26 protein-coding genes and 3 pseudogenes are annotated in these 26779 nt (G+C 54.7%); 18 read left to right on the top strand and 11 right to left on the bottom strand.

Annotation, left to right across the window (positions count from 1 at the left end; translation table 11 throughout):
• The first annotated feature begins 753 nt into the window (after window positions 1–753).
• A complete protein-coding gene (locus BK658_RS17105; protein WP_148049725.1) occupies window positions 754–981 on the top strand; it encodes a hypothetical protein in 228 nt (75 codons plus the stop codon).
• 144 nt (window positions 982–1125) lie between these two features.
• Here BK658_RS17105 and BK658_RS17110 read toward each other — a convergent pair whose 3' ends face one another.
• Window positions 1126–1419: a DUF3761 domain-containing protein gene (locus BK658_RS17110; RefSeq protein WP_311196264.1), complete on the bottom strand. Its 294-nt coding sequence runs from the start codon at window positions 1417–1419 to the stop codon at window positions 1126–1128.
• Between the two features lie 239 nt (window positions 1420–1658).
• Window positions 1659–2144, bottom strand: a complete 486-nt coding sequence (locus BK658_RS17115; RefSeq protein WP_123583301.1) for an Lrp/AsnC family transcriptional regulator — start codon at window positions 2142–2144, stop codon at window positions 1659–1661.
• A 259-nt stretch (window positions 2145–2403) separates the two neighbouring features.
• Between BK658_RS17115 and BK658_RS17120 the strand changes: the two genes are divergently transcribed.
• The 4 genes from BK658_RS17120 to BK658_RS17135 all read left to right on the top strand — a co-directional run bounded on the left by BK658_RS17120 (window position 2404) and on the right by BK658_RS17135 (window position 5370).
• Complete coding sequence (locus BK658_RS17120) at window positions 2404–2721, top strand: Dabb family protein (protein ID WP_259740095.1); 318 nt, start codon at window positions 2404–2406, stop codon at window positions 2719–2721.
• A gap of 41 nt (window positions 2722–2762) precedes the next feature.
• Window positions 2763–3185: a DUF2000 domain-containing protein gene (locus tag BK658_RS17125; RefSeq protein WP_123583302.1), complete on the top strand. Its 423-nt coding sequence runs from the start codon at window positions 2763–2765 to the stop codon at window positions 3183–3185.
• A gap of 13 nt (window positions 3186–3198) precedes the next feature.
• A complete protein-coding gene (locus BK658_RS17130; RefSeq protein WP_259740096.1) occupies window positions 3199–4584 on the top strand; it encodes a phenylacetate--CoA ligase family protein in 1386 nt (461 codons plus the stop codon).
• 165 nt (window positions 4585–4749) lie between these two features.
• Complete coding sequence (locus BK658_RS17135; RefSeq protein WP_123583303.1) at window positions 4750–5370, top strand: LysE family translocator; 621 nt, start codon at window positions 4750–4752, stop codon at window positions 5368–5370.
• 86 nt (window positions 5371–5456) lie between these two features.
• On the opposite strand, the gene BK658_RS17140 is transcribed toward BK658_RS17135, so the two are convergent.
• The 4 genes from BK658_RS17140 to BK658_RS17155 all read right to left on the bottom strand — a co-directional run bounded on the left by BK658_RS17140 (window position 5457) and on the right by BK658_RS17155 (window position 8872).
• Window positions 5457–5942, bottom strand: coding sequence for an adenosine-specific kinase (locus BK658_RS17140; RefSeq protein ID WP_123583304.1), 486 nt, complete (start codon window positions 5940–5942; stop codon window positions 5457–5459).
• A 279-nt stretch (window positions 5943–6221) separates the two neighbouring features.
• Window positions 6222–6602, bottom strand: coding sequence for a hypothetical protein (locus tag BK658_RS17145; RefSeq protein ID WP_123583305.1), 381 nt, complete (start codon window positions 6600–6602; stop codon window positions 6222–6224).
• 384 nt (window positions 6603–6986) lie between these two features.
• Entirely contained in the window at window positions 6987–7616 is a 630-nt protein-coding gene (locus BK658_RS17150) for a Vgb family protein (protein ID WP_123583306.1), read from the bottom strand.
• Between the two features lie 35 nt (window positions 7617–7651).
• Window positions 7652–8872, bottom strand: coding sequence for a helix-turn-helix domain-containing protein (locus BK658_RS17155; protein WP_123583307.1), 1221 nt, complete (start codon window positions 8870–8872; stop codon window positions 7652–7654).
• Between the two features lie 155 nt (window positions 8873–9027).
• On the opposite strand from BK658_RS17155, the pseudogene BK658_RS30335 reads away from it, so the two are divergent.
• Both BK658_RS30335 and BK658_RS29985 read left to right on the top strand, forming a co-directional pair.
• Window positions 9028–9153: pseudogene (locus BK658_RS30335) on the top strand (hypothetical protein); the annotation flags it as partial.
• Window positions 9154–9211: 58 nt separating this feature from the next.
• Complete coding sequence (locus tag BK658_RS29985) at window positions 9212–9370, top strand: hypothetical protein (RefSeq protein ID WP_185019845.1); 159 nt, start codon at window positions 9212–9214, stop codon at window positions 9368–9370.
• A 61-nt stretch (window positions 9371–9431) separates the two neighbouring features.
• On the opposite strand, the gene BK658_RS17160 is transcribed toward BK658_RS29985, so the two are convergent.
• Window positions 9432–10226 (bottom strand): carbohydrate deacetylase, encoded by a 795-nt coding sequence (locus BK658_RS17160; protein ID WP_123583308.1) that lies wholly within the window; start codon window positions 10224–10226, stop codon window positions 9432–9434.
• Window positions 10198–10561: pseudogene (locus BK658_RS17165) on the bottom strand (GNAT family N-acetyltransferase); the annotation flags it as partial. The pseudogene BK658_RS17165 and the gene BK658_RS17160, both read right to left, overlap by 29 nt.
• On the opposite strand from BK658_RS17165, the pseudogene BK658_RS17170 reads away from it, so the two are divergent.
• From BK658_RS17170 to BK658_RS17190, 5 genes and pseudogenes are all read left to right on the top strand, one after another.
• Window positions 10561–10766 (top strand): annotated as a pseudogene (locus BK658_RS17170) (MFS transporter); the annotation flags it as partial. The pseudogenes BK658_RS17165 and BK658_RS17170 overlap by 1 nt on opposite strands.
• Before the next feature lie 126 nt (window positions 10767–10892).
• Window positions 10893–11450 (top strand): polysaccharide biosynthesis/export family protein, encoded by a 558-nt coding sequence (locus BK658_RS17175; RefSeq protein ID WP_123583376.1) that lies wholly within the window; start codon window positions 10893–10895, stop codon window positions 11448–11450.
• A 26-nt stretch (window positions 11451–11476) separates the two neighbouring features.
• The gene (locus BK658_RS17180; protein WP_123583310.1) at window positions 11477–12592 is read left to right on the top strand and encodes a hypothetical protein; all 1116 of its coding nucleotides are present in this window, start codon (window positions 11477–11479) and stop codon (window positions 12590–12592) included.
• A 20-nt stretch (window positions 12593–12612) separates the two neighbouring features.
• The gene (locus BK658_RS17185; protein ID WP_123583311.1) at window positions 12613–14163 is read left to right on the top strand and encodes a GumC family protein; all 1551 of its coding nucleotides are present in this window, start codon (window positions 12613–12615) and stop codon (window positions 14161–14163) included.
• A gap of 86 nt (window positions 14164–14249) precedes the next feature.
• A complete protein-coding gene (locus BK658_RS17190; RefSeq protein ID WP_259740099.1) occupies window positions 14250–14981 on the top strand; it encodes a CpsD/CapB family tyrosine-protein kinase in 732 nt (243 codons plus the stop codon).
• A gap of 44 nt (window positions 14982–15025) precedes the next feature.
• Here the strand turns inward: BK658_RS17190 and galE are convergent, their stop codons facing one another.
• From galE to BK658_RS17205, 3 genes are all read right to left on the bottom strand, one after another.
• Window positions 15026–16003 (bottom strand): UDP-glucose 4-epimerase GalE, encoded by a 978-nt coding sequence (gene galE, locus BK658_RS17195; protein WP_123583313.1) that lies wholly within the window; start codon window positions 16001–16003, stop codon window positions 15026–15028.
• A gap of 87 nt (window positions 16004–16090) precedes the next feature.
• Window positions 16091–18769, bottom strand: a complete 2679-nt coding sequence (locus BK658_RS17200) for a glycoside hydrolase 5 family protein (RefSeq protein ID WP_123583314.1) — start codon at window positions 18767–18769, stop codon at window positions 16091–16093.
• Window positions 18770–18774: 5 nt separating this feature from the next.
• Window positions 18775–20301, bottom strand: a complete 1527-nt coding sequence (locus BK658_RS17205; protein WP_123583315.1) for an O-antigen ligase family protein — start codon at window positions 20299–20301, stop codon at window positions 18775–18777.
• Window positions 20302–20397: 96 nt separating this feature from the next.
• Here BK658_RS17205 and BK658_RS17210 point away from each other — a divergent pair, with 96 nt between their 5' ends.
• The 6 genes from BK658_RS17210 (at window position 20398) to BK658_RS17235 (ending at window position 26546) form a co-directional block, all read left to right on the top strand.
• The gene (locus BK658_RS17210) at window positions 20398–21774 is read left to right on the top strand and encodes an oligosaccharide flippase family protein (protein ID WP_123583316.1); all 1377 of its coding nucleotides are present in this window, start codon (window positions 20398–20400) and stop codon (window positions 21772–21774) included.
• A gap of 127 nt (window positions 21775–21901) precedes the next feature.
• The gene (locus tag BK658_RS17215) at window positions 21902–22993 is read left to right on the top strand and encodes a glycosyltransferase family 4 protein (RefSeq protein WP_123583317.1); all 1092 of its coding nucleotides are present in this window, start codon (window positions 21902–21904) and stop codon (window positions 22991–22993) included.
• 93 nt (window positions 22994–23086) lie between these two features.
• On the top strand, window positions 23087–24043 hold the full coding sequence (locus tag BK658_RS17220) for a glycosyltransferase family 2 protein (protein ID WP_123583318.1): 957 nt from the start codon (window positions 23087–23089) through the stop codon (window positions 24041–24043).
• An 8-nt stretch (window positions 24044–24051) separates the two neighbouring features.
• Window positions 24052–24576 (top strand): serine O-acetyltransferase, encoded by a 525-nt coding sequence (locus tag BK658_RS17225; protein WP_123583319.1) that lies wholly within the window; start codon window positions 24052–24054, stop codon window positions 24574–24576.
• Between the two features lie 49 nt (window positions 24577–24625).
• Window positions 24626–25603 carry a glycosyltransferase family 2 protein gene (locus BK658_RS17230; protein ID WP_123583320.1) on the top strand — a complete coding sequence of 326 codons (978 nt, stop codon included), beginning with the start codon at window positions 24626–24628 and terminating at the stop codon, window positions 25601–25603.
• 7 nt (window positions 25604–25610) lie between these two features.
• Window positions 25611–26546, top strand: coding sequence for a DUF535 family protein (locus BK658_RS17235; RefSeq protein ID WP_123583321.1), 936 nt, complete (start codon window positions 25611–25613; stop codon window positions 26544–26546).
• The last annotated feature ends 233 nt before the right edge of the window (window positions 26547–26779 follow it).

Below are 26779 nucleotides of genomic sequence, written 5' to 3' on the forward strand. Positions count from 1 at the left end.
TCAGTGGCCGGATGCTCATGGAATAGGTGGCCGGATGGCCGTGGAATCCGCACACTCGCTCCGCAGCGCTAAACCTTGGAAGCTCAGTTCTGATTCTTCGTTCTTAAAGGTCACCATCCCAAATCAGCGAAACCGGCTGTATGTCCCGCCGGCCGTGCCTTTGAAGACAAACGGAAGCAGCGAAAGCAGCTTTAGGCCAGATTTCCGATTGTGCGCTAGGGATACGGAACAGAGCGCGGGGAGGGCAGTAGGGCAATCACCAGGTCTGCGGAAGGTCTATAGTCGCCGGCCGAGGCCCTTGATCACAAGGCCCAGCGGCCGATTTGGTATCAAACCATCGCGTCCGAGAGCCTGTCTGATACCTCCAAATTCGACGTTTTTTGGCCCCAACCGTAGTGCCAAACAAACGGCAAATTCACCCGACTACTTGCCGTTTTGGTCACAAACCATTTTGCAGGTAGTTGGCACCGATTGTGTGCCGCTGAATCCTCGAAAGATCCGCCGGCCGCAGCTTCTAGCGGTAAGCTCGGAATCTCTTGCAAGGTCCTGGTCGGTGCCAAATCCGCTGCTAACTCACAACAAATCGACTGGATCCGGGTGAAATCCTTTCCGGCTTAATCAGAGAGGTCAGCCTGACCGAGAAGCCCCGCAGGTTTACGCTTGCAGGGCTTTTCTCGTTTTCGGCCCCAGGGAGCATGATTCATCGAAGTTGGGATTGATCTACGCTTAATGCTCTACAGAGAGGGTTGCGTCATGAGCGAGGATCGAGTGGTTGCGCTTGAGATAGCGCTTAAAACGGTGATGGCAGTCGCTGGGCGGCAAGGCGTGGAAGTCGACGCCCTGTGCAGGAAGTCAATTGGCGCAATAATTGGCGACCCCGACTTCAACTGGGTCAAGCCCGACCATGCTGAAGACGCCATCGCCGAGATTGAAATGGCTCAAGCTGCCATAGCGCACCTGTCTCTACCCTCGGCGAAATAAGCGGGTGTGGATCGGGCAGAAGCTTGTTTGAGTTGATCGATCATCGTGGTCGGTAGACTGTTTAGCATCTGCGTGCTGACGGTTTCGTCGAACTTGACCTTTGAGCCCGGCCGGCGCGACTCGAAGCTGATCGACAGCTATGACTTATAGCCAAGCCATCACACCACCATGGCGGGAGCAGGTGCCACGGCGGTGCTGGCTAAAACTGTAGGTGTTGTCGCGACACTTGGCGGTTGCACCCTCGGGTGCGCGATTTGATTTTGTATGGGCGGGGCTGTGTACGGTTTTTCCGTCGCTATTGATGTACGAGCCATGCTCGACCAGTTGCGATTCGTCAGGGTTTACTACTTGAGGATCAGTACCAGATCTTGCGAACGCGGGTTGAAAGATCAAACACGCAGTGAGTGCCAGGTAGACTGGTTTCATTGGGAGATCCATCCGTGGTGTGTAGGCAGAGTCTAGTCTAGTGTAGGATTTTGTCGTTTCTGGGAGTTGCTGTACGCCTCGAAATAACAGGGCAAGCAAGACGTCTTTCCTGACGTGACAAAGCCCAGTCTAGTGCTGGGCTCTGTTGGGTTTTTGATTCATGCGCGTAACACAGGGCTGCCCTTTACCTTGGTGATAGGGTGAGTGCTGATGCGCGAGTTTCTGGCTAACTGGTGGCTTGAAAGGTCTCCTCAGGCTTCTTGGGAGCGCTTGACCGGGAACGACACGAAAGGTTTGATCTCCTTGAGCACGAACATGCTCTGCATCTCCTTGATGCCAGGTAACTGCCGGATCACCGACATCGCGAAGTCGGCAAACGAGTCGAGATCACGCGCCACTACCTGCAACAGGAAGTCAGCGTCGCCACCGATGCTGTAGCACGCCACCACATCCTCCAGCTGCATCACTTCCTGCTCGAACTTCCGGGCCTCGGCTGCGCTGTGATGGTCGATGCTGACCCGGATGAACACCATCACTCCCAGCCCGATCCTGCGTCGGTCCAGCACCGCCCTGTAACCCTGAATAAAGCGATGTTCTTCCAGCTGCCGCACCCTGCGCCAGCAGGGCGAGGCAGACATGCCGATATGGTCGGCCAACGTCTGGTTGGTGATCCTGCCGTCCTGTTGCAAGGCTGTAAGGATTTTGACATCTGTCAGATTTAGCGTCTGATCGGTCATTAATTCCGCATCCCTGTGATAAAGAGGTAGATCCTACCAGAACGCATCAGCCCGGCAATTAAAATAGAAATTTATTCCCCTGCTAAAGGGGATAATATTTTTCCAACTTCTGACGTTGGAGTTGCCACGTTTTAGCCTTCACGTACAAATCGATGCCGGACGCGTCGTTGAATAAATAAACTACAGTGGGTCGCTTCCTTTTTCGGAGGGCGCGATCCCAGGGTGATACATTATTCTTTATCTGGTTTTTTCAAGTTTGATGAACCCTTTCAATGGTGTGGCGACGAAGTCATCGATACAGAAGCATCGACACATCAGCCCCCCACTTCATATTAACGAAATCGTGGGCTGGGCTTGTGGCAGAAATATAAGCCCGCGCAAACAGGCCATGGACTTTGTGGTGATGGGGTTATTTGAAATCCAAGAGACGCTCTCCGCGTTTCTGACTCATCCCAATCATCAGCAGGGTGTGATGAAGTGGCAAAAAATTGCCAGTGGGCAGGTGCTTGGTATTGGTAGTGACACTACGAAGTTTGTCGGGTTGCTCGATGGTTGGGCTGACTTCGGTGTGACATAGCTCGAAAAACTGAAGGTTTATTGATAGTCGTGGAGGATTCAATGAATTTCGATGCTGCCGTTCACAAATGCGTGATTGTCGTCGACAAAACACTGGGGCTGGGACATGCGGCCAATGCCGTCAGCGTTATCGGCGTCAGTCTGGGGCGTTCGGTAGAAGGTTTGGTCGGACCTGACATGCAAAGTCGTGACAAGGTTAATTACCCCGGCGTCATCTACGCACCATTACCGATTCTGTTGTCCACCAATGAGTATTTGCAGGAACTTCAAGAGAAAGCGCTGGCGGATGATGAAATTCACATCATGCCATTCAGCGCCTTGGCACAATCCTGCAAGACGTATCAGGAGTATGAGTCGCGTATCTCCGAGGCCGACAGTTCAGCCATAGAGTTGGTTGCCATCGGCTTGATCGGACCGAAGAAAAAAATCAGTAAGTTGACCGGTAATCTTTCGCTGTTCAAATGACAAGGAGGTTGTAGTGTACGCTTTATTCAAGCCTGAGCTTCTGGAATTGGCACGTACAGTTCATCAGCAACATGCAGTGTTTGAGAAAGAGGGTATCTCCGCCGGGGAGTTGAATGATATTCAGATTGGGCGTATTAAAAACATACTCCGTTACGTCAAGGCGCATTCGCCTTTTTATCGGGATAGATTATCTGTTTTATCTGACAGTGCCATAGATGAACTTGACTGGAATGCGTTCCGTCAGCTGCCATTCACCACCAAGAACGATTTGCGCGAGGCAGGTCATGGCATGGCGGCCGCGCCATTGACGAACGCCTGGATCTACTACGAAACCACAGGTACTACCGGAGCGGCGACACCTTGTCCGCGCAACGAGCATGATTCGATATTCAATAACACGCCGCTGATCCTTCGTTACAGCGAGCTGTTTCGTGCCCACGGGCAGCAACATATTGTCGGCGTGATGGGACCTACGGAGTTGCACTCGACCGGTGATACGTTTGAAGACGTCTGTCGTAGCCTTGGTCACACAGTCGTGAAAATGTGGCCGCGATCGCCCGTCGTCGGGCTGGATCGTGCGGTCACGTTGATCAGGGAGCTGAAAATCACAGCCTTGGTCTGTACACCGGCAGTTGCCATCAGCCTGGCCCGGCATCTGATCAAGAAGGGCCAGCGCCCCTCGGATCTGGGCGTAAAGCTGATTTTCACCCTGGGTGAACTGACCACTCCTGCGTTGCTGCGCAATATCGGCGATGTGTGGGGCAGTGCGGTGTACAACTGCATGTATGCCTCGCAAGAGTCGTCGATCCTGGCCGCCTGCGACAAGGATGGCAATCTCTGCACAGTTCCCCTGAACGTGGTCTATGAGGTGGTCAACCCCCTGACGGAGAAAGTGCTGGATCCTGTGAATGCCAGAATGACCGGCGAATTGGTTATCACCCATCTTTATCAGGGGCAAAAACCACTGATTCGCTATCGCACCGGGGATATGGTCAGGGCTCAGGTCATGGACAAGGGAAATTGGCAGATCATTCCTATCGGTCGGGTCTGGGATACGTTGCTCATCAACGGCCACAATCACTGCGCCTACGACGTTGAGGCAGCACTATTCGAGCATCTCAAAGGCTGCCTGGATTACCACATCCAGGTGGAAACCGTGGGCGGCGTCGATCAGTTGAGCGTCACGTTGGAGTTGGAGCAGAACACCTCGTTCCACAACGACGTGGAGGCCGTTGCCAGTTCCATGGCGGCCAGGCTCGGCGTCCGTGTCCACATCGCCGTTGGCGCCACTGATGCCGTTACTGGCACTGCGACGATGGTCAGTTGGAAGGTTGGAAGGCCGCCAAGTTCCACGACAAGCGCAGCGGTCGCGACAACAACGAGCGCGAAACAGCATTGAACATTGCCGCGCGAAGGGCCTGATCATGACTGATGTGTCCGGCAAGACCCCGGTTGCCCAGCGCAAGCCTCATCCTTGGGTGTACTTTGACGGTCAGGTTGTAGCCGTTGCAGAAGCGCTGAAAGCGTCGAGCAAGACAATAATAAATTACCTGAGGAGCACGACATGCTCGATTTGACGCAAGTACTTACCTATTCGGCAGCGCTGGGCATCGCAGCCGCCATTCCTGGCCCCGGCATGGCTGCGCTGGTGGCGCGGAGCGTCAGCGGTGGCGCGTTGTCGGGTTTTTGTCTGCTGTTTGGGTTGATCCTCGGCGATCTGACCTACCTGTCATTTGCCGTCTTCGGCCTGGCGATGATCGCCGAGCACTTCAATGCGTTATTCCAGTTGGTACGCTGGGCTGCGGCGCTGTACCTGTGCTATCTGGCCTGGCAGTTCTGGTTCGCCAACCATCAGGCGATCGAAGTCGGCAAGCCGGTGAAGAAGAAGGAGCTGCTGTCAGCGGCGATATCCGGTCTGACCATTACCCTGGGCAACCCGAAGACCATCGCCTTCTATCTGGCGTTGCTGCCGCTGGTGATCAATCTTGAGACGGTCACGTTGCAGACCTGGGGGCTGATGCTGGTGCCACTGACCATTCTGGTTCTGCTGGGTGTTGGCGCGTTGTTCATTGTTGGCGCGGTGCGCATCCGGCACCTACTGTCGAGCTTGCGAGCGCAACAGCGGCTGTTCCGCGGCGCGGCGGCGATCATGGTGGCGGCTGCCGCAGCGATGCTGATTCGTTGAGGCGCTGAGTGACCGTGGCTGCCCCCTGCATGGAAGTGTTTCGCTTGGGGCGCGGTCACGGCACCACTCATTGTCGGCGCTGCAGCTCAGAGCTTGTAGCCGATCTGTCGCAACAGGTTTTTGCGCCACAGGATATCGTCGTCGCCTTCAATGTCCTTGGCGCAAAAACCATCCACTACACCGAGGATCGCTCGCCCTTGTTCCGTTTCAGCGAGAATGACTTCCGTTGGGTTGGCTGTCGCACAAAAGATATGGCACACCTCAGGAACCATTTTGAGGATGTTCAACACGTTGAGCGGATAGAAACCGTCGCCGAGGAAAATGATGAAGCTATGGCCTGCGGCGATGGCTTTTGCGTTTTTTTGGGCCAGTTCGATCATGGCGCTGTCGGTGCCGGACCAGCGCACCAGGCATTTGCCGGAGGCTTCACAAAAGGCCACGCCAAACGTGATACCCGGAACCGCATTGACTAATGCTTCATGAATGTCCTCGACGGACTTGATGAAGTGCGTCTGCCCAAAAATGAAGTTCGTCGCTTCCGGCTTATCGATTTTCAACGTGATGAGTTGCATCTCAAGCGCCTCCTTCCACGATGTTGCTACCAGGACGTGGCAATAGTTCAAGCATAGCTACTTATGTTGATGCGGTGATTGATCAGGCGTTGGGTCTACAACGCGGTGGGTGGGGCTGTTGGTCGTGCGGGCGGAATGCGTCTCCGTGAGTTGGAAGTGCGCATTATGCAGGAGAGTCCAGCGAGGCCAGCTCCTCCCCCCCAAGATAACGGAAATTGAGAGAGGGGGGAGGCGTTCTGGATATTGAAGTAGTGTTAAGCCACTTCGTATAACATTTGATTAAGCGGGTTCGGCTTGATTATAAGCAACTTCCTCAAAAGCGCCTTGTTGGAAGCTGCCAATATTGCTGGAGTAAAATGCGGTGTTGCCGTTGACATCACCAATAGTGCCTGAGAACAAAATATTGAAGCTGTTGCCCAAGTTTTGTAGGTCGACCCTGGCGCCGGCGTATATGGTAACAGGGCCTAAGTAAACCGTTCTTGGTAATGTAGCTGTTGGCGAGATAGGTGTTAGAACCGCCGTCCATAGAATGTTGGTGCTAAAATTGAATGTTACATAAAATGTTGGGTTGTCCTTGTTGAAGTTGTAACTGGCTATTGTATAGCAGTTAATGGTCAGGTGTGTGCGGTCACTTTTTGATGGCACAAAATTAATAGTCATACTGAATTCCTTTTCAAGTGGTTTGTGAGGCGGGTACTGTTTGCGGTTAAGTTGCGCGTGAGGCGCTTTTACTCATTTCGCATGTTGAATATAGATCTGAAAATTTGACTGTCAAACAGATGCTTTCAATTCCAGAAGGAAGGCGATGAGCGGTAAATCAGTTTGCTGTCGAAAAAATAGCGACGCTGACGAGAGTGCAAGTTGTTGAAGTAGATGGTTTTTATTTTAGAGCTCAGTTGAGAGTTATTATGATGCGGTTTTTAAGAGCGACTCGATATACATCTCCTTGTGTTACGTATATAGCTTTTGGTGCAGATATTGGCGAACCTCGTCCGTGAGGTTCGCTTCGATTGCTTGTTCGTGACGCCGAGGGCGCTCGACACCTCATTCAGGCCGGCGAACGGCTCTCACCTTGCCGCTGTTTCCGCCTCCACAGAAGAACTGGTCGGCGCCATTCGACTCGAGTCCCGAAATGCCGACGCCAGAAGGCATCTTGAGGCTCTGCAGGACTTCTCCGGTTCGAGGATCGACGTGCCTCAATTCGCTTTCTTCACCTTCCCAGGTGCCGTGCCAGAGTTCTCCGTCGACCCAGGTGACCCCGGTAACGAAACGGTTGGATTCGATGGTGCGAAGAATCGCCCCGGTCTGGGGATCGATTTGATGAATTTTCCGGTCCCGATACTCGCCCACCCAGAGCGTTCCTTCGGCCCATGTGAGCCCTGAGTCGCTGCCACCCGGCGCGGGAATCGTGGCGAGCACGCGACCGGTTTTCGGGTCGATCTTCTGGATGCGGTCCTCGGCGATCTGAAACAGGTGCTGACCGTCGAAGGCCGTGCCTGCATGCGCGGCGACATCGATCGAGCGCAGGGTATTCCCGCTCGCCGGATCGAGGGCGTTCAGTTTGTCTCCGGAAGCAAACCAGACCTGCTGGCCGTCATAGGTGACCCCATGCACATGGTCGACACCCGGAAAGGGTCCATATTCGCGGATAATTTCGGCTGCTGAGTGTTTCATGTCTTCCACCCTGGTGGTTTGGTCGTGGAGTGATCCTAGTCACTTGGAAGTGGAGCGGGGAGTAACAATGACGTCGCGAAACCCGGCACCGACGGGGTCATCCAGCGACGCGCTCGCCCGCGACCAAACCACTGGACCTTGCCCGACGCCGCGAGCGAATCGAGTGCCCGCTGCACGGTGCGCTGGCTGGCGCCAAGTGCCAGTGCCAGCGCCGAACTCGACCACGACTCACCGTCGGCAAGGAAGGCGAGCACTGCCGCCTGCTTCTCTTCGACGGGCCGGGCCAGTACGACGACTTCCAACGCGCTGCGCGGCGCCAGTACAAACCCGCGCTTTGTTGCGGTCACGCCAGCCACTGTCCGCAGCGCCGCGCGAAGTCGCCCGACCTCGACGCGCAATCGCGCGCGATGCGACTCATCGTCAAGCTTCAATCGGAAGGCTTGGGCGATAAGCGCTTCCCTTGATACGTCGGCGGGCCACGCTTCGCCCAACGCCCGGACGAGCGCGAACAGTACCGGGCGGCTTGCGAGCGAGACCTGCGTGTGTGCGTTGCGTACGAGATGACGGCAGGCGTCCACGACGAGCGCTTTTGACGCTAGTAGCGCTTCAACGTCCTCAAGCAGCAGGAGCCGTTCCTCACCACTGGTTATCAGGCGAGCGGCGGGCGTGTCGAGGACGAGGCGGGCGCTTTCGACCTCGGCTGTCAGCGCAGGGATATTAGCGTGGCGTGCGGCATGCTCGGCCCGAGTGAGCGCCGCCCGCGCCGTCTTCGCCTGGAGGCGGCGCATCGCGATGCCCGCCACGACCAACTCGTGAATAGCCTTCGACGCAGGTGGTAGAGGCGTGGGGTCGAGTTCGGCGAGCCTGTGCTCGGCTTCGTCGAGATGACCGATCAGGAGCAAGCGCCGGATCTCGAGATACCGGGCATGCGCGGCGTTCACTCGGTCGCCATGTTCTTCGAGCGTTGCCCGTGCGGCATCGAGTGCCTTTGCAGGCCAGCCAAGGTCGCGCGAAGCAAGCGCAATCTCGGCCTCGGCGACCACGCACCGCGCACGGGCCAAGGCCTCTTTCGGGCCGAAGGCACGTGCCGCACTGCGCAAGAGAGCCTTCGCGCGAACCAGTTCGCCGAGCTGCGCCATGGCGATGCCGCGTAACGCGAGTGCCGGCGCATCGTCGCGCAAGGCCACCCGGTTCAGTGCGCCAAGGGGATCACCCGCAGCGAGCGCACGCGCCGCGGCCGTTATCAGCGAATCCATCAGAATCGCGCCACAGCTGTCACTCCTACCCTCCGATACCCGCTGCTTAGTCTATCTCACGACTACCAAACAGCCTGGAGGGTAACAAGCGCTGAGTCAGGTTCTGCCTTCGCAGGAAGACATTCAGAGCTTGCTGACGCCTGCCAGAGGCTGGCTTGCGCTACAGCCATTTCGGGGAAGGTGATTACGCCGAACAAGAGCAGGTGATTCAGGGGCTGCTGGAAGAGGCGAAAATCGCCAAGGTTGCTGTACACAGTGCAATACAGACGGTCGGTCGATAACGAAACAGTGGCTTTGTTCTATCCTGAAATTGAACGCAAACCTCAGGAGGAGGGCCTTATGGCAACCGAAAAGAAACGTGAACAGTACGAAGATTCTGAAGAGGAAAAGCCAGAAGAAGCGACCCCGGAAGAGAATCCACCCGATCCGACGTGGAAGCATCCGGACGATGGAAAAAGCCTTTCGGAGCTCGACCAGGAATGGCCGCTTAATCCCTGAGCCATCTGCCTTTTGCACAATGCCCGTGGCCAGTCCCGGGCATTGTGCTGTCATCGTTGTGCTAATCCAATGCCGTCGTGGCCGCTGCGGGTCGTGTGCGTACCAGCACGTTATAGCAAACCCGTGGAATGCCCGGCAGGCGGTTGTCGAGCAACTTACTCAAGGACTCACCCTGATACAGATAGGCGTCGCCAAAGTCGCTGCCGAGCATCGTCGGATGGGCAACGATTTCCAGTAGTCCGTCTGCCGGTGGCCTGGCGTTGCGCAAGTCCACCGGGGTACAGACGTAGTCCGCCGTGGCACCGGCGAGGCGGTGTAAACGCCGGTTGAGCAAGCTCTTGAATACTCGCTTGGCCAGGCTGAGGTTGTGCCCCAGATTGCGCGCCAGGCGAACGGGGATTCCTTGGCGGGCAGCAAAACGCGCGACGATCTCACCGATCGGCCAGATAGTGTGAACATGCTGGTGGGAATCGAGATGGCTGGGCTGCAGGCCATTGTCCAGGCAGTGCTGCCATTGCGCTTCGAGCTCCTTCAGCACTGCATCGTGTTGCTGGCGGCTGAGCCACAGGCGGTGGCGGGGCAGGTTCAGGTCGAACTCGCCAGCCGTGTCGCAAAAGCTTGGCAGCTCGAGAATCGCCCGGCTGAGGGGCCGGCCGTACGTGAGGTTGAAGTGCAGGCCGACGCGGCCCTTGAGCAGTGGCTGTTGCGCCAGCTCACAGGCCGCTGCGAAGGCCGGCATGTTGGCCATGACGGTAGCGGAGCTGATCACCCCGGCCTGGAAGGCCCGCAGAATGACCGCGTTTTCATTCAGGCTGAGACCGAAATCGTCAGCGTTGACTATGACTTGGCGAGGCATGTTCGTCCTCCATGGGGTGTGCAGTGGGCGCGATTTTTTTATCGACGCCGGTCACGACGGGGGCGCGGGTCAAACGTGCGACAGCTGCCGCACGTTTGGCTTGCCACTGTTGCAGCCTCGGTTTGATGTGCTGCCAGCTCTCGTCCAGACCCCAGCGAATCCACTCATCAAGCAGCACTCGGCCGTTGCCCAGACCGGCATATTGCGGCAGGAACGCCAAGTTGTAGTCGTTAGAGCCGACCCTGTTCCAGCAAGCCTAGACGATAGCTGATGCAACGCCCGTCAAGTTCCAGCACGACCACGCGTACCCGCCCTTGGGCGGCGAGGGTGGTAAATCTGGTTCTCGATCCTTAGCGTGGCGCCGTTCACGCAATTGCTGCCTCATGTGGACCTGTTCTGGACCAGTGTGCTGAGCGTGGTGATCGGCTTCATCCTGGCTTCGGCGTTCTCGCCATTGTGGTCTACGCTCAAGAACGAGTACCGGGAAACGTCGGGATGATTGCCGGGATGTTCTTCGGTCTGATGTTTGGTTTCGGCGGAAATTGGCCGTCAGGAAGCTCGAGGCGATTGCTGTTTGATCGTTGCTTTGGCGTCAAAGGAGATGGAGTGTTTTCGCCACGTTTTTATGTGAATCTCTGTGCATGCTACTTGGTCGGAGGGATCCTTATGTTGCGTTTGTTATTGCCTGTGCTCTGCGCGCTGGTGGTCTGGCCCAGCATTACCAGTGCCGACGAAAAAGCCGCGGCTTATCTGCTAAGTCCGGGTGACGTCATTTCGGTTTCCGTTTGGGGCGAAGAGAAACTGAAACAGGAGGTGCACGTACTTCCTGATGGCAGCATTACCTTCCCGCTGGCAGGACAAGTCGATGTTGCGGGGCTTGATGCCACTGCAGTCGCAAAGAAAATCACTGCCAGGCTTAAGGAGTTCATACCCGATCCGAACGTGAGCGTTGTCATCACGAGCACCGCAGGCAATCTCGTCTATGTGCAAGGTAAGGTGCTGAAGCCCGGCACCGTACAGATGTCAGGTCCAACTGCAGTGCTGCAAGTATTGAGCATGTCGGGCGGGCTTGACAAATTCGCCGACAAGGATGAGATCAAGGTCGTGCGCCGCAATGGGGCTAAACAAGAGATCCTGCCCGTCCATTACAGCGATTTGATGTCCGGGCATGACATGTCCACCAATATTCAACTCCAGGCCGGCGATACGCTGGTCGTGCCTTAGCCTTGCGCTATGCACTAAGGATTATCTTGCCTGTGCTGCGAACGATGGGAGTTGCGACGGCCATCCTGATCTTGCCGTGCTCCGGTGTGGCCTATGCTGCCACTTGGCAATCAGCAATCGTTGTGCCTTCGACTGTCGAGTACGACAGCAACCCGGTGCTTGTTACGGAAAACAAGAAGGGTGTGACTCGTACGATCATCGCCCCCGATTACACGCTTGTCGGTACTTCAGAGCGGGATCAGTGGCGGTTCGGTCTTGGTGTGAATCTGGTGCGTTCGTCTGATACGTCCATCGTTTCGGACCGCGAAGACCCCAGCTTGCAGTTAGGGTGGCAGCGCGAGACCGAAACGGGTGGTTTTGGACTCACGGCGAAGTATGTCGAGAGCTCAACGCTCTCCACTGCGGTTCAAGCAACCGGCGTGATTGCCCCCGATGGTACGCAAAAGCTAACCTCGTTCGGCGGCAACTGGAGGACCGCTCTCAGTGAGCGTACTACCTTGGTTAACGAAACCGACTACACACATGTCACTTACGACATTAATACACTGACCAACTATGACGAGCTTTCGAACCGCCTGGGCTTGAACTACGCATGGAGCGAGCGTGTGGAGCTATTCACGCGTTTTGGCGTGAAGCGTTATGAGCCGCAGCAGGGATCTGCGGTGTCTTCCTCAAACAGTTACACCCCCACTGTCGGCTTGAACTTTGAGATATCTGAGCGGCTCAAGGGGTCGCTTTACGCAGGTGTCAATCAAGTCTCTGGCTCGAACAGCCACCCCAGTGGTCAAGGCGGTTTTTCGTTGCACTATACCGGTGAGCGTGTTGATACAAGTATCGGCGCCAGTCGTAGTACTGTCGCCAGCGGCGACGGCGGTTTTGTCGAGGTTGATAACCTGAACGGTACATGGAGTTATGCCCTCGACGACACCAGCCGTGCCGGTTTTGATGCTTCATGGCAAAAAACCAAAGGGCTAACGCCTAATACCCTGCGCAATGTCGGTGCCTGGTTTAGCCGGGAACTCTCACCTTTTTGGGTGGCGCGCCTATCCTTCACGTACAAAGAACGCCTGCAAGATGGCTTGCCGGATGCCACCGCAAACGTCGTCGGGTTGACCTTGACCTATAGTCACCCCAACTTCTGAAATTCAGCTGGGTGATACATATGACCTCTGAATACGAAATGTCGGTCAACGACTACATTGCTGTCATCAAGCACCATGCCTTGCTGTTGATCCTGAGTTTCGCGGTAATACTCGGCCTGAGCGTAGTGGTCGCGATCTCTATCCCGCCCATCTACGAGTCATCTGGCACTATTCTGGTCGAGTCTCAGCAAATTTCGCCAGACCTGGTGTCGGCGAACAACAATACCTTTGCCGATGAGCGCATCGAAGTTATTCGCCAGCGCGTGATGACCCGTGAGCATCTGGAAGCGATCATCGACAAATACAATCTTTTTGCTTCGCAAAGCAGGCAGTTGAGCGTTTCCGAGAAAATCGATGAAATGCGCAATGCGATTACAGTCTCCTTGGTCAGTGCTGCCGTTAAGGGGCGCGGAGAAGTGACGATTGCTTTCCGTCTCTCCTTTGAGCACCGCCAGCCAGAGATTGCCAACAAAGTGGCCAACGAGCTGGTGACGCTGTTTCTGGATGAAAACATCAAGCAGCGCACTGAGCGCGCCAGTGAAACAACAGTGTTTCTGACGCAGGAGGCGGACAAGCTCAGGGTCGAACTGGAAGCCCTGGAAAACCGCCTGGCAGACTTCAAGCAAGCGCACAGCAACGCGCTTCCCGAGCATCAGGAGTTGCGCATGAATATGTTGTCACGCGCCGAAACCGAGCTCAAAGAGGTCGACCGTGACTACAAAACTGCCCGTGAGGAGTTGCGCTTCAATGAGTTGGAGCTTTCCGCAGCAGCGACCAAGCATGTATCGCCTGGCGCGGCGGTTGATAAACAGCAAGATCTGGGTAGCCTCAAGGCGGAGTACACCCGGTTACTGTCGCTGTATACCGAAGCCCACCCCGATGTGCGTGCCGTCAAACGCAAAATTGCTGCACTTGAGGCTACCAAAGGTGCTGGTGGTGCAGCGGCTCCAGTCAATCTGGACCTTGCCAAGGCTCAGGCCCGGATCGCTGCCGCAGAAACACGTATCCAGTCGCTGGCCGATCAAAAGCAGGAAATACTCAAAAAAATAGCCGACTACGAGGCGCAAATTCTTGAGGCGCCGCAAGTCGAGCGCGGCTTGGTCACACTGATGCGTGACTATGAAAACGCTAAAAAAAAATACGAGGAAATACGCACCAAGGAAATGAGTGCGAAAATTTCCGAAAGCCTGGAGCAGGAAAACAAAGCCGAGCGTTTTGTTCTTCTGGAATCGCCATTGATGCCTGAAAAGCCGATACGGCCGAACCGTAAAAAAGTGGTTGCCATGGGCTTTGTTCTCGCTCCGGTGGGCGCTGGCGCATTGGTGATGCTCCTTGAGATGCTGAACCAGCGCGTGCGCGGAGCTGAAGCCTTGGCCAGTGTGCTGGGTAGACGCATATTGGTTGCGATTCCCTACATATACACTCGAGCGGAATTGGCACGCCGTAAGCGGTGGCGAACGCGATTGATCCTCAGTGGAGTCGTGATAATCGTGCTCTTTTTGGTGCTCCTGCACTTCTTCTACATGCCTCTGGACCTTCTGATGTTTAAAGCTCTGGGCCGGTTTGCATAAGGAATATAGCCATGGAAATAATCAAGCCCGATACCGAGAATTCCGAGCAACAGCCATCGTCAAGTCTCGTGACAATACCAAAAGCCATGACAGTGACCGGGCAGTCTGCAAGTCTGAATGCGCTGAGTTATGTGCAAACCAAAGTTGTACCGCTGCGGCCAGATCATCTCGAGCGCAATCGCATTGTGGCGTACAACAAGAATTCGAATATGGGGGGGGCTTTCGATCTGCTGCGTACGCAAGTTCTGAAAGTCATGGAAGAAAATGGCTGGCGCACGCTTGCTATCACCTCGCCAACTCCGGAGGCAGGCAAGACTGTATTGGCTATCAACTTGGCAATGAGCATCGCCCATCACACCACCAAGACGGCGCTACTGGTGGATTTCGACTTGCGTCGTCCGATGGTGGGTGCCTGCCTGGGTCTGCCGATGGAGAAATCGCTCAATGAATTGCTGGACGATGAAGCGGAACTGCAAGAGGTTCTGGTCAACCCGACCTTGCCGCGCTTTGTAGTCCTGCCGACGCGAGAGCCGATCCCTCTCTCCACCGAGGTGCTGTCATCGCCCACAGTGAGCCATTTGATTACTGATCTGCGCGAGCGCTACGACTCGCGTATCGTGATTTTCGACTTGCCGCCGTTGTTGAGTTCGGACGATGTTATTACCGTCTTGCCTAAATTCGACTGCGTCCTGCTGGTGGTCGCCAACGGCATGAACAGCAAGAAAGAGATCGAGGAAAGCCTTTATCATCTGGGGACAGCCAATCTGATTGGCACGGTACTAAACAAAGCCGAGCGCCCAAGCCGCTCTTACTACTAGAGCGTCACCCTTAGGTGTTCGGCGTTATGCGCCAGCGCCGACTTTCAGTGCCAAGGGTACTTCTGCTCCCAGCTCCAGGCGTGCGCCACTATCTGTTCAAGTGAGGTAAATTGCGGTTGCCAGCCAAGTAATGTGTTGGCCATGCGGGGATCGGCCACAAGGCGTGGCGGATCGCCGACGCGGCGTGGCGCTTCGCTCACGGAGATGTCATGGCCGGTCACGGCGCGTGCAGTGTCTATTACTTGTTGTACTGAGAAACCTTGACCGTTTCCGAGGTTGAAAGCCGTGCTTGCACCACCTGCCAGTAAATAATCCACGGCAAGTGCATGAGCTGCAACGAGGTCGACAACGTGGATGTAGTCGCGAATGCAAGTGCCGTCAGGTGTGTCGTAGTCACGGCCATAGACGGTGATGGTTGTGCGCCGACCGGAGGCAGCTTGCAATATCAGTGGCAGCAGGTGGGTTTCCGGTTCACGGCGTTCACCTAACTGTCCTTCAGGGTCTGCTCCGGCGGCGTTGAAGTAGCGCAGGCAGACCGATTTGAGCCCGTATGCACGGTCGAAATCTTCAAGCATCTGCTCCACCATCCACTTGCTGCGACCATAAGGGTTGATCGCGGCCTTGGGATGCTCTTCGTCGATAGGTACATACACCGGATCGCCATAGACGGCTGCACTCGAGGAAAAAATGAAGTTTTTAACCCCGGCACGAACCAAGGCTTGTAGCAGCGTAAGGGTTCCAGCCAGGTTGTTTTGGTAATACTTGGCAGGTTCAGTGACGGATTCGCCCACCTGTGTAAATGAGGCGAAGTGGAACACGGCATCAAAGTGCTGTCCCGCAAACAAGACGTCCAGGGCTTGTGCGTCGGCGATGTCCAGTTCGACCAATCTCCCGCCCATCAACGCGCCGCGATGGCCTGTTGAAAAGTTGTCTGCCACCACCAGTTCGTGACCTGCACGCAGTAGTTGCTTGACCATATGCGAGCCGATATAGCCTGCGCCACCAACAACCAAAAATTTCATCCTGATCTCCTGGAAACTGCTGCTGGGCAAGCGCAGATTGGAACGCCAGTTCGATCCGCCTGATCACTACGTTAAAAGACAGGTTAGCTATTGATTCGTCAGTGCGCTGGATGATGCTGTATTGACAGGGCCTGGCTGTGCGTTGCCTGAGGTTGTAGCTGGCGTGACGGCTTTTTTCAAAAACAACCAGTTCGACGCCTGCAAGCCGTCGAACTTGATCGTATAGCGTCCATCAAGGTAGGTGGCGGGTAGCTTCTTCATTTGTCCAAGGATGCTGTGGGTGAACAGTGTCAAGCCTTGCGGCGCCTGGATTGTCAGGGTGCCTTCGAGGGGCTCGACATAAAAAGGTGTTTTGCTGTCGTCTTTGGGGATGGCACGGGTACCCAGCGAAATCAGTAAATCCTGCGATCGGCCCACAGGCGCGTCGTCCAGGCTTTGCACCACCACACTGGCATTAGCGGTCTTCACTTGCACCTGGATGTTGCCAAGGCTGATCGACTCGCCGCCGATCCAGCCGGTTGCTGCTTGGGTGCGTGGCGTATTGATGGTGTAGATGCCTAGTTTCCAGTTGCGCTTTAACTCGCCAGTGTCTGTCGTGGACTCGCTGGCATTGGCGTCCAGCAGCGACTGGTTGGGGTCATGAAACACCTGTGCATTGCTCGGGATAGCACTCTGTTGCAACCAGGGCAATTGCGGCGTCTGTGGCATGGCGATTTCCAGCTTGCCTTTCTCCATGGCTGTGCGCAGTAGAGCCGCGTTGGCTGGTGTGATGCGTTGGTTGAATAGGGTGCTTGGCGTCGGCGCGAAGACATAGGTCGTTGTTGCTTCGCGAACGTCTGCACGGCGATAAAGCAAGGCGGCGGCGGGCAGGGTGGCCAGCATTGCAGGGTCGTTATAGGCGTGCCAGTTGTCGGCAGTTATCCATTCGCCGGTTAGCGGCTCCTGGCTGTAGGCATATTGCATCAGTGCATCCCAGCCTTGGTGGCTGGCGGTGCCGGCCATATAGAGTGGCAGCGAGTGGCGGTCAGGTGCCGGGAAAGGTTCAGTGTTCCACTCGGTGACGGTCAGGGGTTTGCCTATGACTTGGCCGGCGGCAATCCAGTTCAGTAAACCGTCGCTGGTGAGCGGGTTTTTCTCTAGCTGCCCAGGGCCACCGTAGCTATGGACGTCGATCAGGTCGCCGGCGGTAAGGGCCGGTAGGGAGCTTAGGCTGTCGCCGCCCCAGCTACTGGTCGTGGCGATGGGTACCTTCACTCCTGATTCACGTAGGTGCTGAATCATGTCTACGTTGAAACGTCGCTCCAAATCGTTGAGGAACAGCTTGGCGGGGCCTGGCTCCCAGGAGCGCCAGGTCTGGCTTGCAGATAGATTGTGCTGGTTCGCAAAGGCCTTGGCCTCGGCCATGTAGATCTGGTTGTGCTTTGGCACTCGTTTGTCTGGTAATAGGGCGTTGCCAAAGTGCTGGGTGACATCGTTTTCGTTGGTAATCAGTACGGCGGCGATCGCCGGATCGTCTTTGTAGGCGAGTTCGGTGTAGGTGTTTACATGGGTCAAATAGGCTTGGGAAAAGCGCTTCATTGCCTGCTGAATGGTGATGTTTACATAGGCATAGCCCTTGAGATCGGCGTTGTTCTTGCCATTCTTTGGCATTTCATCGAAGCCATAGATGTTGTCGTTTGCAGTTAAGGCTCGCTCGACGTGCATATCGAGCCATACATAAATGCCCTCGTCTTTGAGGCACTTGATCCACCAGTCGATTTTTTTCAGTGAGTCCGGGCTTAGTTGCTGAGTGTCATGCGTGAGGTTGCTGTCGCGAAAGATGTTTGGGCTGACCCATGGGGAGTCATGGTGGTGCAGTCGTACGAGATTGAAACCGAGTGCCGACAGACGTTTGGCTTGCAGCTTGATTGCATCGTCTGGCGTACGAAACAGCGCATAGGCCGTCAGGTTAGTGCCCCAGAAGCGCGCCGGGGTGTTGTCTGCGAATAACAGTTGCTCGCCGGATACCTTGACGAAGCCGCGCTTGCCTGCAGGTTTTTCGTGAGCGTTAAGAAAGGACAGATCGACCGGCGAGGTTTTCCAGTCGAGCGTGTCACTCGGCCAGCTCCTTGTGTCCGCCAGCCCGAAGCGCTCGGTTGTGGTCGGACCGAGTACCACATCGCCAGATATGCTCAAGGTGGCTTTGAAATTTTGGCGGCCGGGTTTGATCGTGTTCTTGTAAAAAAAAGCACGCACCTGAGATTTATCACCCGGTTCAAAGTACACACTTGCCAGTGCAGGCTCAAAACGGATCTCGATGCGTCGGCTGTGTGTATTCCCCCAGGACCAGCCGCGGTTGTCGGGTAGCAAAGCCGGCTCACCCATTTCTCCATCGTAAAGGGCAGGATCGAACTTGAAGACGATGCCCCCGCCCATCACGTCCGGCATCATGCTGTGTGCATCCAGGGCAATGTTCCAGGTCAACTTCTGCTCGTCTTCCTTCTGAATCTGCGCAGTCACGTCGAAATCCAGGTTTTTGTTCTTGCCTGCAAGGGAGTAACTATAAGGGGTGTTCACCTTGAACGCGGTCGGCAAATCCGTCCATTCCCAGTTGCTCCCCCAGAAGGCGAATGAAGAAGAAACTACAGGGTTGCCACTGCGCGCCAGCATTGGCAGACCGCTGCGCTCATCCACGCTGGAGACCCAGTCCGACGCCCAGGTGCTAAACGGCCAAATAGCAAGGAGAACCACCAGCAGCATATGGGCGCGGTGAAAAAAAGAGGTCATGAGCGTTACCAGGGTTGAAGGTTGGCGCTCGCAGTGCTTGTAGTCTCAGTGCGCTTGAGCCTGCGCACCATCTGAGCATAGGCCACACCCAGTCCGGCCACCGACCAATACACCACGGGGATCACCGTGATACTGCTAACGGTAAAGATGGTCACCAGTATCCCGGCCAGTACCGCCAACAGCGCGCGTCCGAGTCGGCGCGCCTCATCGTCTTTGTTGGGGACCGAACGCATTGCTGTGCGGATGCCGAGCAGCACAGTGGCGAAAAAAACCACGAATAGCGTCAATCCGATCAGGCCGATGTCCAGCGCCAGGGCGATATAGGTATTCACAATATCGATGATGCCCTCGCCCTGAATCATGGACTGCATCTCAGGAGTGTTGCGGTAATCGAAAGAGCCCAGCCAAGGGTTGCGCTGGATGACGATCACTGAGTTATCAATCAAGCGCTGCCGGTACGTGATGTTCTCTACGTCTACCGTGCCGATGAACGGTAGCAAATCCAGGATTTTTTGCCCGTCAGGCACGATGGCCAGCAGGGGAAGGGCGAGCACTCCGGCGATTGCCAGAAGCATCAGGCGTTTGACAGCTGCACGGCCGGTGGCGATGAACACGGTGATCATGACGGCTGCACCGATCCAGGGGCCACGCGACAGCGTTGCAAACAGACCGCCAGCCAGCAAGAGCGCGCCGAGGCATTGCTGCAATCGGCTGCGTACGCTCTCGCGCAAGAACAGGTAAAAGCCGATGGCCACGCTAATGACGTAACCCAGTGCGATTGCCTGGCCGGTGGTGGCGCTGGCGCGTAATGAACCACCACGATCCAAGTAGCCGGACATTTCCCAGTGCATGTCCAGGGCGCCAATCAGCGCGCTGTACAGCAGCCAATGGCGGGTAAATTCGACGAGACCCATAAGCGCCAGCAACATGGCGGCGAGTACAAATCCCAACAGAGCATCCTTGAAATCGCTGAGTTCCTTCAGTGCCCTGCTGGCAACGTAGTAAGGCAAAAAAACGTCTGTGAACAGGTAGAGCGTCTGGCGCAAGGTGTCGGTCAGCGTGGTGTCACGCAGGTAAAGCAGGCTCGTCAGCAAGAGGTAGGCCGCTAGCAGTTTGTCAGGCCAGATGCGTCCGAAGCTCAGTGTGCTTGCTTGCCTGCGTAGCATGAAAAAAACCGGCAACAACAGACACAATGCGAGCAGACGAATATGGTTAAGTGCAAAAAAATAGTTGATCAGGCCGAAGCCGGGAATCTCTGCCGGGGCCGGCGGGATGAGAAACAGCAGAAGGAAAAACAGTGCCAGAGGATTGCGTTCGCGTTGTCGTGCGACGGTCAAAATGATAGCGGCAATGCCCGCGTACACCCAGAAACTGTGCGAGACAAAGGCCAGTAGCGTCAATGCGAACCACAGATTGCGGCGACGAGTGAAGTCGTGGTGTGGGATCAGGTCTTCTGCTGGTCGACGCGCCAGGGCAAAAACGACGCCAGCTAAAACTAGAATGACGATTAGCGCGCGAAAGTGCTCAGGCATGGATTATTGAACTCATGGATTGGTGAGCGACGGCTAGTGAGATGACCAATTGTAGCTATAGTAACGTGCGTACCATCTGAGTTCGGGGTTGATGTCATGCCTCCAATTGATTTATCGCAATCGTTGAGCCTTCGCAGGCGAGCGATATCTGCCGGGGCATGGAATCTGGGTGCGCTTGTTGCGTCTCAAGCAATCCGCTTGGGCGGCAACCTTGTAATGGCCCGTCTGCTGATGCCGGAAATTTTCGGCGTAATGATCATCGCCACCACCGTTTCGGTGGTTCTGCACTTGCTTTCCGATGTCGGTTTGCGCCAGAACATTATCCAGAGCCCGCGTGGCGACGATCCAGTGTTTCTCAATACCGCCTGGACAGTGCAGATCCTGCGTGGCGTTGTCCTTTTTGCTTCGACACTTCTAATCGCAGGCTTCACCTGGTTTGCGCAAGTCATCAATCTGTGGTCGGCCAATTCCACCTATGCCGCACCGGAGTTGCCGCTGGTGTTGGCCTTTACCGGTTTTACCGCGATCATCTTTGGGTTCCAGTCGACGAAACTCGACTTGGCAGTTCGCGCTTTCCAGCAAAAGAAAGTGGTGCTCCTCGACTTTGCGTCCCAGCTTGCGGGCCTGCTGGTGATGCTGGGCATCGGTTACTTCACCAGGTCTGTCTGGTCGCTGGTGATTGCAGGTCTGGTCTCGGCCATGGTCGGCACTGTTATTGGTCATCTATGGTTTCAGGGCCCGCCTAACCGTCTACAGTGGGACCGCTCTGCGCTTCAAGAGTTAGTCGTCTTCGGCCGTTGGATACTGTTGTCTTCGGCAGCGGGAGTATTGGCCATGTATGGTGATCGCATCTGGTTCGGCGGCAGCATGTCGGCCACTGAACTGGGCGTCTACTCCATTGCGGTGCTGATTTTGGGCACTCTTCAAACCGCAGTGCTTAGGTTGGTCGGGGCCGTGGCCCTGCCGGCCTTCAGTGAAGCCTCAAGAAGTAATGACACCGCGCGGCTCCGCGTTTTGTATTACCGCTTCAGATTGATTTTCGATCTTGCTTTGCTGTTTGTCTGTGGACTGTTCTTGACCGTCAGTCCGCTCATCGTTGGTGGGTTATACGATGAGCGTTATGCCGCTGCCGGCACCATGATGGCCGTTCTTTCACTTTCTTTTTTCACATTGCGCTACACCGTGGCGCATCAAGTTTGGCTTGCCTTGGGACTAACAAAGTACCAAGCCATGGATAACATTATTCGCATTGTCTCGTTATGGGTGCTATTGCCGCTGCTGCTGACGATTGGCGGGGTAAAATATGCGATTTGGGGCGTTGCCCTGCATACGTTCCCTACACTTATCCTGATTGTTTATGTCAATCGTCAGGTAGGGCTGTTCGATCTCAAGCGTGAACTGGTGGTGCTGCCAATGCTGGCGGTGGGGGCTTTGTGTGGAGAGTTAGTGTTGGGCGTTGCTAAATGGCTTTGATTCGATCCATGTCTCTTGCTGTTTCCAATGCTGTGACAGACCGTCACGATGTGTTGATTGATGGAAATTGCTTGGCTGGAAGTGCATTGAATTTGAATAGGCTTTCAGCGGTTTTGGAGGTGATCTAATGAAAGTGACTTTTGTGTTGCCGGTGGTGAACATGTCGGGTGGAATTCGCGTCGTTGCAATTTACGCTAAGGCATTGTTTGAAATGGGGCATGATGTAACGCTCGTTTCCCCGCCTGCACCTCCTGCTCCGCTGGATAAGAAGATGAAGAGTTTCATCACGGGTGAGGGGTGGCCGATAAGCGAAAGAAGTCCATCTCATTTAGACGGTCATGGTCTTGATCATCGGGTGATAGAAAAATACAGGCCTATTGTGGATTCGGATGTTCCAGATGCGGATGTTGTAATTGCAACGTGGTGGGAAACGGCTGAGTGGGTGAGCTCTCTAGGTCAGGCCAAGGGTGTAAAAGTGTATTTTGTGCAGGGGCATGAAGTGTTTCCTTATTGCCCGGTGGATAGGGTTGTGGCGACGTATAAAATGCCTTTGCATAAGATAACCATTTCGAAGTGGTTGGCTGATGTGATGAGCATGTATGGCGACTCTGATGTTAGCTTGGTTGGGAATAGTGTCGATCATCAGCAATTTTTTTCCGCGCCGAGGGGAAAACAGCGTTGCCCAACAATCGGTTTTTTGTATCATGAAGCGCCATTCAAGGGGGTTGATGTTGCGCTTCAGGTAGTTTCTTTGCTCGAGAAAAAATTTTCAAAACTTCGAGTTATAGCCTTTGGAAGTGCTCCTCCTAGTGGTATTTTTAAGCTTCCAGAGAGTCTTGAGTTTTATCTTTCTCCCGATCAACATCGTATTCGTGATTTATATGCACAATGTGATGTCTGGCTCGCAGCAAGCCGGAGTGAAGAAGGCTTTAATCTAACGGCGATGGAAGCGATGGCATGTAGGGCACCGGTAGTTTCAACGCGTACTGGCTGGCCGTTAGAGGCAATATCTTGTTTCAAAAACGGCGTACTAGCCGATATCGATGATATTGATGCCTTGGCTCGTGGTGTTGAATGGCTATTGACTTTAGACGAACAGGGGTGGCGTGCGGTTTCAGAAATGGCATATCAAACGGTGGCCTCAAGTTCTTGGGAGGCCTCTGCAAAATTATTTGAAGCGGCACTGAATAATGCGTGTGTGAGGAATTTGCCTGAATAGCGGTTGTTTTAAGCGGAGCTTGAATGATGTCGATTTATAAATGGTTTTGTAATCCGACGATGAGAGTTCAGCACTTTTTGGGAGGGCGATCTAATGATTAGTGCCCCTCTTGATGTGTTAGTAGTTAACTACAATACAGCGACTCTGCTGCACCCCATGTTTAATGCGTTGCGCGAGTCAAATCGTGCGGATCGAACGCGCTATTTAGTGGTGGACAATGCCTCTGCCGATAATTCACTGGAGTGCCTGGCAACTATTTGTCCAGAGGCATTGCTGCTGGCCAATGAAAATAATGTTGGCTTTGGTCGTGCCAACAATCAATTGGTTGAGCACCTGCAGGGCAAGTACGCGTTGCTCCTCAATACCGATGCCTTCGTTGCTGCTGATACCCTGAGCAAGACCCTCGATTACATGGAGGCTCACCCTGATTGCGGAGTCCTCGGCGTCCGGTTGGTTGGGCGAGAGGGTGATTTGCAGCCCTCCTGTCGCTATTTTCCGACGCCGTTGAATGTCTTCCTCTCGCGTACAGGGCTTGAACGCTTTTTCCCTGTGGTGAAGAGGGTCGACGACATGGACTGGGATCATGCCTCGGTCCGTGAGTGCGACTGGGTGCCCGGCTGCTATTACTTGATCCGCCGTGAAGTCATTGATCAGGTTGGCTTGTTCGACCCGCGCTACTTTCTTTACTACGAGGAGGTCGATCACTGCAAACGCGTTAAACAGGCCGGTTGGAAGGTGGTTTATTACCCGCATACCACGGTGGTGCATATCGGCGGTGAAAGTGCCAAATCGGTTGTCGAACTCAATGTGGTCAGTCGACAGATACCCAGGTTACAAATCGAAAGCGAGCTTTTGTACTTTCGCAAGCACCACGGTCTACTGGGTTTGGCCTCACATATGTTACTGGTGAGCCTGGGTGATCTGATACTGGCGCTCAAGGCTCTATTGAAAGGCCGCGGACGGGCCGCCATAGGGGCGTGTTGGCAGCATGCTCGTGATACTTGGGCGTTGCTACGCGATACCCAATTTGCTAGCCAACCAACACGGTAGATCAACTTATGTTCGACAATATACGTGCGGACTTACGTGCATACGCTGGTGATTGGGCTGCTCAGGGGTTCTGGGTGATGCTGGTTTATCGCTTTGGGCGCTGGCGCTACGGTGTGCGCCCAGCATTGTTGCGTAAGTTGTTCTCCTTTATATACAAAGTGCTTTTCAAATTGGTGCAGATCGTGACGGGTGTCGAACTGCCGTGTGAGGTGGTGATCGGGCGCAACTTCGTCATCGATCATTTCGGCGGAATCGTGATCAGTGGTTATGCTCAGTTCGGCGATGATTGCCGCATCCGCAATGGCGTGGTCGTGGGGCTCAAGAATGTGGATGAGCCGATTGCCCCGGTGATGGGGAACAATGTTGATATCGGTGCCGGGGCCAAGGTGCTGGGCAATATCCGCATTGGTAACAACGTCGTGATTGGTGCCAATGCCGTGGTGCTGACAGATGTACCGGACGACTCGGTGGCAGTGGGCGTGCCTGCGACTATCAAGAAAAGGCAGCGCGCAGAAGCAAGGGAATGCTTATGAACCATCCGGTGGACGATATCGAGCAGTTTTACATCGCTGAGTGAACTCAATGGCTACTGGTATTGGTGTCGTTGTTATCGGTCGCAATGAAGGCCTACGGCTTGAGCGTTGCCTGGCTTCGCTGGGCGGTGCGGCGCAGAAGGTTATTTATGTCGACTCTGGATCAACGGATGGTTCAGTCCAGATGGCACGGCGGCTTGGGGTCGAGGTGGTTGAGTTGGATATGTCGATTCCCTTTACGGCTGCGCGCGCGCGCAATGAAGGATTTGCCTGCGTGCAACGTTTATTGCCGGCGATGCGTTATGTGCAGTTTGTCGATGGTGATTGCGAGGTTGTCGGTGGCTGGCTGCCCCGGGCGCAGGCCTTTCTTGATGCACAGCCTGAGGTTGCGGTGGTCTGTGGACGGCGCCGTGAACGTTTTCCACAGCGTTCGATTTACAACTTATTGTGTGATCTTGAATGGGACACCCCGATAGGTGAGGCCAAGGCTTGTGGTGGCGATGCGCTGATACGGGCTGACGCCTTTGCCGCAGTGTCTGGTTTTCGAGCGGATCTTATTGCCGGGGAAGAGCCTGAGTTGTGTGTGCGTCTGCGTGCGAATGGATGGAAGGTCTGGCGCCTGGCTGACGAAATGACCTTGCACGATGCGGCCATGACCCGCTTCGGCCAATGGTGGCGGCGTACCCTGCGTGGTGGCTATGCCTTTGCCGAGGGCGCATTTTTGCATGGGGCCGCACCGGAGCAACATTGGCAGCGTGAGTCGCGCCGGGCCTGGCTCTGGGGCTTGGGTGTCCCGCTGGCGACTATGATCGCGAGTTTGATGCTGGGATGGTTTGGGCTGCTTCTGCTGCTGGTCTATCCACTGCAGGTGGTGCGCTTGGCTCGCCGGGGCGATAGATCAGCGCGCGAAAACTGGCTGCAGGCCTTCTTTCTGGTGCTGAGCAAATTTCCTGAGATGCTCGGGCAAGTCAAGTTTCTGTTGAACAGATTTGGCGCCGGCAAGACAGCGTTGATCGAATACAAGTGAGACGTCTATGAATGATTGGCTGATACTAAAAAGCGTGTTTTCTTTACATGCAGGGTATTCCTTTAGAGCCTTGAAAAATAAGCTTGTATTACTGATTTTAGTTGGAAAAAACTGGTCCGAGCTAAAGTTGTTTTTGTGGCGTATGTCGAATGCCCTGGGCAAGACCAGTTTTGAGAAGTTGGGAGGTGATTGTGTGGGTGTTGTTCATTGGCCGTACATCAGTAGATGCTGGAGATCTCAGGATAGACTTAGTGTCTTGGCCTCGCATTACGAAGTCGTCACAAAAAGCTGTCCGCAGCTATTACTTCTGGGACGAAATGACAGCTTGATATTGAGTGACTTGTCGGAGTGCTCTGTTGGTTGTTCCTTGGTTCTAGATCGTCCGGTATGGTTTATGCGTGAAGGGGAGCTGGTGCTGAATTTGTTTCAGGGTGATTTGCGTATTGCATCAATAGCGTTCACCTTGTGTCGCACGGAAGTTGAGTTATGTATTTTTATCGGTGCCGTTCAAGGGATACACAAAGGCGTAGAGAGTGATAGGTCTTTGGATATTTATAGAGCCCTGACAAAAGATTTTGAAGGCCTTCGCCCAAGAAGTCTTCTGATCGAAGCCATTAAGTATATTGCAAGCAGTGTTGGTGTTGAAAAGATTTATGCGATAGGGGATGGATATCGTCATCATCGTCATCCGTATTTTGGGACTCAAAAAGCTCAAGACCTAGCGGCTAATTATGATGTCATATGGTTGGAACATGGAGCGATTCCGTCAGAGCGCGAAGACTTTTTTGAAATTCCCATGGTGCTGTCCAAAAAATCGCTTGATGGTATTCCTTCAAAAAAACGTGCCATGTACCGCAGACGTTATGAGCTTCTAGATGATATTTTTACAAGAATAGACAGTGTGTTAATAGGTAACTGTGCAACTAACACAAGCGCTCATTAGGTCGATATTTGACTGTCGGGCCTGGCGGCATGAAACTGCAGTAGTCACGATTGGTCAGTTGGCGGGCGGCACTGTTTCAACTATTGGTTTCGACGTGTATATACGGTGCCGGAGCGAAAGTTCCAGGTGGGGTATTGCTCGGAGAAAATGCAAGGATCGGAACAAACGCCGTGGTGCTTGTTGACGTTCTTGATAATTGTACTACTGTAAAAGTACCTGTAGTAATAATTCAC

This window comes from Pseudomonas brassicacearum (assembly GCF_003732175.1).
Taxonomy (GTDB): Bacteria; Pseudomonadota; Gammaproteobacteria; order Pseudomonadales; family Pseudomonadaceae; genus Aquipseudomonas; species Aquipseudomonas brassicacearum_G.

What these genes read in the sequence shown, in the direction of transcription:
- BK658_RS17235 (WP_123583321.1), top strand. Translation starts at nt 25,611, where the DNA reads ATGAATGATTGGCTGATACTAAAAAGCGTGTTTTCTTTACATGCAGGG.
- BK658_RS17225 (WP_123583319.1), top strand. Translation starts at nt 24,052, where the DNA reads ATGTTCGACAATATACGTGCGGACTTACGTGCATACGCTGGTGATTGG.
- BK658_RS17155 (WP_123583307.1), bottom strand. Translation starts at nt 8,872, where the DNA reads ATGGATTCGCTGATAACGGCCGCGGCGCGTGCGCTCGCTGCGGGTGAT.
- BK658_RS17105 (WP_148049725.1), top strand. Translation starts at nt 754, where the DNA reads ATGAGCGAGGATCGAGTGGTTGCGCTTGAGATAGCGCTTAAAACGGTG.
- BK658_RS17110 (WP_311196264.1), bottom strand. Translation starts at nt 1,419, where the DNA reads ATGGATCTCCCAATGAAACCAGTCTACCTGGCACTCACTGCGTGTTTG.
- BK658_RS17135 (WP_123583303.1), top strand. Translation starts at nt 4,750, where the DNA reads ATGCTCGATTTGACGCAAGTACTTACCTATTCGGCAGCGCTGGGCATC.
- BK658_RS17205 (WP_123583315.1), bottom strand. Translation starts at nt 20,301, where the DNA reads ATGCCTGAGCACTTTCGCGCGCTAATCGTCATTCTAGTTTTAGCTGGC.
- BK658_RS17190 (WP_259740099.1), top strand. Translation starts at nt 14,250, where the DNA reads ATGACAGTGACCGGGCAGTCTGCAAGTCTGAATGCGCTGAGTTATGTG.
- BK658_RS17125 (WP_123583302.1), top strand. Translation starts at nt 2,763, where the DNA reads ATGAATTTCGATGCTGCCGTTCACAAATGCGTGATTGTCGTCGACAAA.
- BK658_RS17160 (WP_123583308.1), bottom strand. Translation starts at nt 10,226, where the DNA reads ATGCCTCGCCAAGTCATAGTCAACGCTGACGATTTCGGTCTCAGCCTG.
- BK658_RS17140 (WP_123583304.1), bottom strand. Translation starts at nt 5,942, where the DNA reads ATGCAACTCATCACGTTGAAAATCGATAAGCCGGAAGCGACGAACTTC.
- BK658_RS17220 (WP_123583318.1), top strand. Translation starts at nt 23,087, where the DNA reads ATGATTAGTGCCCCTCTTGATGTGTTAGTAGTTAACTACAATACAGCG.
- BK658_RS17185 (WP_123583311.1), top strand. Translation starts at nt 12,613, where the DNA reads ATGACCTCTGAATACGAAATGTCGGTCAACGACTACATTGCTGTCATC.
- BK658_RS29985 (WP_185019845.1), top strand. Translation starts at nt 9,212, where the DNA reads ATGGCAACCGAAAAGAAACGTGAACAGTACGAAGATTCTGAAGAGGAA.
- galE (WP_123583313.1), bottom strand. Translation starts at nt 16,003, where the DNA reads ATGAAATTTTTGGTTGTTGGTGGCGCAGGCTATATCGGCTCGCATATG.
- BK658_RS17210 (WP_123583316.1), top strand. Translation starts at nt 20,398, where the DNA reads ATGCCTCCAATTGATTTATCGCAATCGTTGAGCCTTCGCAGGCGAGCG.
- BK658_RS17145 (WP_123583305.1), bottom strand. Translation starts at nt 6,602, where the DNA reads ATGACTATTAATTTTGTGCCATCAAAAAGTGACCGCACACACCTGACC.
- BK658_RS17215 (WP_123583317.1), top strand. Translation starts at nt 21,902, where the DNA reads ATGAAAGTGACTTTTGTGTTGCCGGTGGTGAACATGTCGGGTGGAATT.
- BK658_RS17150 (WP_123583306.1), bottom strand. Translation starts at nt 7,616, where the DNA reads ATGAAACACTCAGCAGCCGAAATTATCCGCGAATATGGACCCTTTCCG.
- BK658_RS17120 (WP_259740095.1), top strand. Translation starts at nt 2,404, where the DNA reads ATGAACCCTTTCAATGGTGTGGCGACGAAGTCATCGATACAGAAGCAT.
- BK658_RS17230 (WP_123583320.1), top strand. Translation starts at nt 24,626, where the DNA reads ATGGCTACTGGTATTGGTGTCGTTGTTATCGGTCGCAATGAAGGCCTA.
- BK658_RS17115 (WP_123583301.1), bottom strand. Translation starts at nt 2,144, where the DNA reads ATGACCGATCAGACGCTAAATCTGACAGATGTCAAAATCCTTACAGCC.
- BK658_RS17200 (WP_123583314.1), bottom strand. Translation starts at nt 18,769, where the DNA reads ATGACCTCTTTTTTTCACCGCGCCCATATGCTGCTGGTGGTTCTCCTT.
- BK658_RS17175 (WP_123583376.1), top strand. Translation starts at nt 10,893, where the DNA reads ATGTTGCGTTTGTTATTGCCTGTGCTCTGCGCGCTGGTGGTCTGGCCC.